The organism is Pseudomonas sp. 05T35, assembly GCF_056396605.1.
In genome coordinates, this window is record NZ_JBFTLU010000588.1 from 1 (window position 1) to 4,206 (window position 4,206).

At 56.0% G+C, this 4,206-nt stretch carries 4 protein-coding genes; 1 reads left to right on the forward strand and 3 read right to left on the reverse strand.

All coding sequences use genetic code 11. The features are described 5' to 3' along the window. Nucleotides 1-1,109 (reverse strand): SulP family inorganic anion transporter (locus tag AC1DH9_RS27590; protein ID WP_477809178.1); only part of this gene is annotated, 1,109 nt, incomplete at its 3' end. A gap of 162 nt (nt 1,110-1,271) precedes the next feature. On the opposite strand from AC1DH9_RS27590, the gene AC1DH9_RS27595 reads away from it, so the two are divergent. Next, on the forward strand, nt 1,272-1,502 hold the full coding sequence (locus AC1DH9_RS27595; RefSeq protein ID WP_477809179.1) for a hypothetical protein: 231 nt from the start codon (nt 1,272-1,274) through the stop codon (nt 1,500-1,502). 141 nt (nt 1,503-1,643) lie between these two features. Here AC1DH9_RS27595 and glmS read toward each other — a convergent pair whose 3' ends face one another. Together glmS and AC1DH9_RS27605 are read right to left on the reverse strand one after the other, a co-directional pair. Continuing rightward, nucleotides 1,644-3,272, reverse strand: coding sequence for a glutamine--fructose-6-phosphate transaminase (isomerizing) (gene glmS / locus AC1DH9_RS27600; RefSeq protein ID WP_477809180.1), 1,629 nt, complete (start codon nt 3,270-3,272; stop codon nt 1,644-1,646). A gap of 1 nt (nt 3,273) precedes the next feature. After that, nucleotides 3,274-4,050: a DeoR/GlpR family DNA-binding transcription regulator gene (locus AC1DH9_RS27605; RefSeq protein WP_427534451.1), complete on the reverse strand. Its 777-nt coding sequence runs from the start codon at nt 4,048-4,050 to the stop codon at nt 3,274-3,276. Nucleotides 4,051-4,206: the final 156 nt, after the last annotated feature.

Here is a 4,206-nt window from a genome sequence, read left to right on the forward strand (position 1 = left end):
ACCATGCGCTGGAAATGCTTCAACTCGCTCATGTTGTAGGCGACCACAAACAGGATCGCTGCCAACGCACACAGTGGAATATCCGAAGCCAACGGCGCCAGGAATAAAATCAGCATTATCAATGTGAGCGCATGTACAAAACCCGCGATGGGACTGTTGCCTCCATTACGGATGTTGGTCGCGGTTCGAGCAATTGCACCTGTCGCGGCAAAGCCACCGAACAAAGGGGTGACCAGGTTAGCGATGCCTTGGCCGATTAACTCCTGATTGGAGTCATGCTTGGTACCGGCCATACCGTCGGCGACAACCGCAGACAGTAATGACTCGATAGCGCCCAACATCGCGATGGCGAACGCCGGGCCAATCAACTCAATCACTTGAGGCAGTGTTATTGCGGGAAGGCCGACCGCAGGCAATCCTCGAGGAATCCCCCCGAAAGCACTCCCGATCGTTGCAACCCCGGCGAACTGAAAATATGACTGCAGCGCCGTCACGACGACCATAGCGATCAAGGGGCCGGGAACACGTCTTACGCCAGGTATTTTGGGGGCGCTGATCACCAGCACCAGACTTGAGAGTGCTAACAGTGTCGTGGGTACATGAAAGCTGGGGAGAGCCTGAACCAGGTGCCAGAGTCGCTCATGGAAATGCTCACCGCTGATTTTCGGCAAACCAAAGAAATCTTTCCACTGCCCGACCCAAATGATCACACCAATGCCGGCGGTGAATCCGACAATCACCGGGTCGGGGATGAACTTGATGATGGCCCCAAGCTTGGTGATACCGAGCAACAGCAAAATCGCCCCGGCCATTATCGTCGCGATCTGCAAGCCAWCAACGCCGTATTTGGCGGTCACTCCAGACAAAATGACGACGAATGCCCCTGTCGGGCCTGCGATCTGAAGACGGCTCCCTCCAAAGAGAGAAACCAGAAGCCCACTGATGATGGCTGTGTAAATTCCCTGCTCGGGCTTTACGCCTGAGGCGATGGCAAACGCCATGGCCAAGGGCAGTGCCACAACGCCGACGATGACCCCGGAGACGATATTTCGAAGCCAGTGCTCAGGCCTCAACAGGCCCGCTTTCCAGGCTTCTCGTATCGCAATCATGACTAGCCCTCTGTGGTGGCATGTGCATAATATTTACATGAAGTGATAATAGCAAAGCCACTGAAATACCCTTTGCACAGCATCCGCGACGCTGAAAAAACCAGTGTTGAATGATCCAGAATCATGTTTGTGGACAACATGAGTCCACGCTCGGAGATCCACATGAAACGCGAAGACGTCAAAACCAAACACGGTGAAGGCATGCACTTCGACACGCATGTGATAGCCAACCMGGCCAACACGCGCGAGTGGATCATCCTGTTTAAAAAAGAGGTGGGAAGCAGCTATTTTCTGATCAATGACAAAGAAGAAATCGAGTCATTTCGACACTTGGATGACCTGATCCATGAGCTTCGGGAGATTGGCATCAAGTCCGCGGAGATTCATTTCTGACTGTCCCTCCCCCCTTAGAGAGGGATCATGATCAGAAAAATAGCGCCGACCAGAAACAGAAAAGCCCCTTAAAAAAGGGGCTTAGCCGTTGTGTCAAAATCTGTTTTCAGGAACCACCAAGGTCCTGATCGCCGCTATGACTTACTCCACCGTCACCGATTTCGCCAGGTTACGCGGCTGGTCAACGTCTGTGCCTTTCAGCACAGCAACGTAGTACGAGAGCAACTGCAACGGAATGGTGTAGAGGATCGGCGACAGGATGTCGTGGATGTGCGGCATGTTGACCACATGCGTGCCTTCGCCATTGCTCATGCCGGCTTTTTCGTCAGCAAACACAATCAGCTGGCCGCCACGGGCACGAACTTCCTGCAGGTTGGATTTCAACTTCTCCAACAGTTCGTTGTTCGGTGCCACTGTCACTACAGGCATGTCGTCGTCGACCAACGCCAACGGGCCATGCTTGAGCTCGCCGGCCGGGTAGGCTTCAGCGTGGATGTAGGAGATTTCCTTGAGCTTCAGCGAGCCTTCCATCGCCACCGGGTACTGTGCKCCACGACCGAGGAACAGTGTGTGGTGCTTGTCGGCGAACAGCTCGGCGACTTTTTCGACGGTGCTGTCCATCGCCAGCGCTTCGCCCAGACGAGCCGGCAAGCGACGCAGCTCTTCCACCAACTCGGCCTCCAAGTCTTTGGACAAGGTGCCACGCACCTGACCCAGAGAAAGGGTCAACAGCAGCAGCCCCACCAACTGAGTGGTGAATGCTTTAGTCGATGCCACACCGATTTCGCGACCGGCCTGGGTCCACGGGATGCCGGCCAGTTCTTCCAGCCAGTAACGCGCGACCATACCGGCGTGATAGCTGGTACCGCAGGCGACGATCTGCACATTGCGGACCTTGGCGAACAGCTCGGCAGCTTGTGGACCGAACGCTTGGACCAACACCTGATTCGGGCCAAGGCGGCCTTCCAGGGTGCGTTGCACGACCGACGGTTGCTCGTGGATTTCCTTCAGCATGTAGTGACGGAACTCGCCCTTCTCGGCGGATTCGGTGTTATCGCGGTACTGCACCGCTTCGCGCTCGACAACGTTGCCGTCGATATCCCAGATCTGCACGCTGTCACGGCGGATCTCCGCGATGTCGCCTTCTTCCAGATAGGTGAAACGGTCAGTGACCTGACGCAGTGCCAGTTGGTCGGATGCGAGGAAGTTCTCGCCCAGACCCAGGCCGATCACCAGCGGGCTACCACTGCGAGCGGCGACCAGACGATCCGGTTGTTGCGCGCTGATAACGGCCAGACCGTAAGCACCGTGCAATTCCTTGACGGTAGCCTTGAGGGCGACGGTCAGGTCAGGGAGCTCCTTGAGCTTGTGGTTCAGCAGGTGGGCAATGACTTCGGTATCGGTGTCCGAGGTGAACACGTAACCCTGTGCCTTGAGCTGCTCACGCAGGGCTTCGTGGTTTTCGATGATGCCGTTGTGCACCACCGCCAGATCACCGGAGAAATGCGGGTGAGCATTACGCTCGCACGGCGCGCCGTGAGTGGCCCAACGGGTGTGGGCGATACCGAGACGGCCAACCAGCGGTTCTTGTGCCAGGGCCTGTTCAAGTTCGCTGACCTTGCCCGGGCGACGCATGCGCTCGAGTTTTTCACCGTTGGTGTAAACCGCTACACCGGCGCTGTCGTAGCCGCGGTATTCGAGGCGCTTCAGACCTTCGAGCAAAATGGCGGTGATATTACGTTCCGCGACTGCACCGACAATTCCACACATGCTATTTCTCCTGGCTGACTGCCGCGCATATCAAGTTAATGCCGCGGGCCTGAATCTGGTCGCGAGCCTCTTGCGGCAAGCGATCATCGCTAATAAGGGTATGGATGCTGCTCCATGGCAACTCCAGGTTTGGAATCTTGCGGCCGATCTTGTCGGATTCGACCATCACGATCACTTCACGGGCCACATCGGCCATCACTCGGCTCAGACCGAGCAATTCGTTAAAGGTCGTGGTACCACGTACCAAATCAATGCCGTCGGCACCAATGAACAACTGATCAAAATCGTAAGAGCGCAGGACCTGCTCGGCGACCTGCCCCTGGAATGACTCGGAATGCGGGTCCCAGGTTCCCCCGGTCATCAACAGCACCGGCTCATGTTCAAGTTCGCTCAACGCATTGGCGACGTGCAAGGAATTGGTCATGACGACCAGACCCGGCTGTTGCCCAAGTTGCGGAATCATCGCGGCGGTCGTGCTGCCGCTGTCGATGATAATCCTCGCGTGTTCACGAATCCGCGCCACCGCTGCTTGGGCAATGGCTTGCTTGTACTGGGAAACGGGTTGGCTCGGGTCACTGACCAACTCTTGCGGCATGGTGATTGCGCCGCCGTAACGGCGTAACAACAAGCCATTGCTTTCAAGCGCGGCCAAATCCTTGCGAATTGTAACTTCCGAGGTTTCAAAACGCTTGGCCAATTCATCCACACTGACTTCGCCCTGCTCAGTCAGCAAGGCAAGGATATTGTGGCGACGTTGTGGTGTATTGCGCTTTGACATGAGCTGACAAGTTTCGATTCGAAAGATAATCGGAAGCAATCAAAACCTATCAGCGAAACTTCGTCAAGCCAGCACGCGAAAATAAGATCAGTGGTTAATCTATTCGCGAGCAAGCGAACGTCGCCCGGCCCTTCCCACAGATTGATGTGCAATATC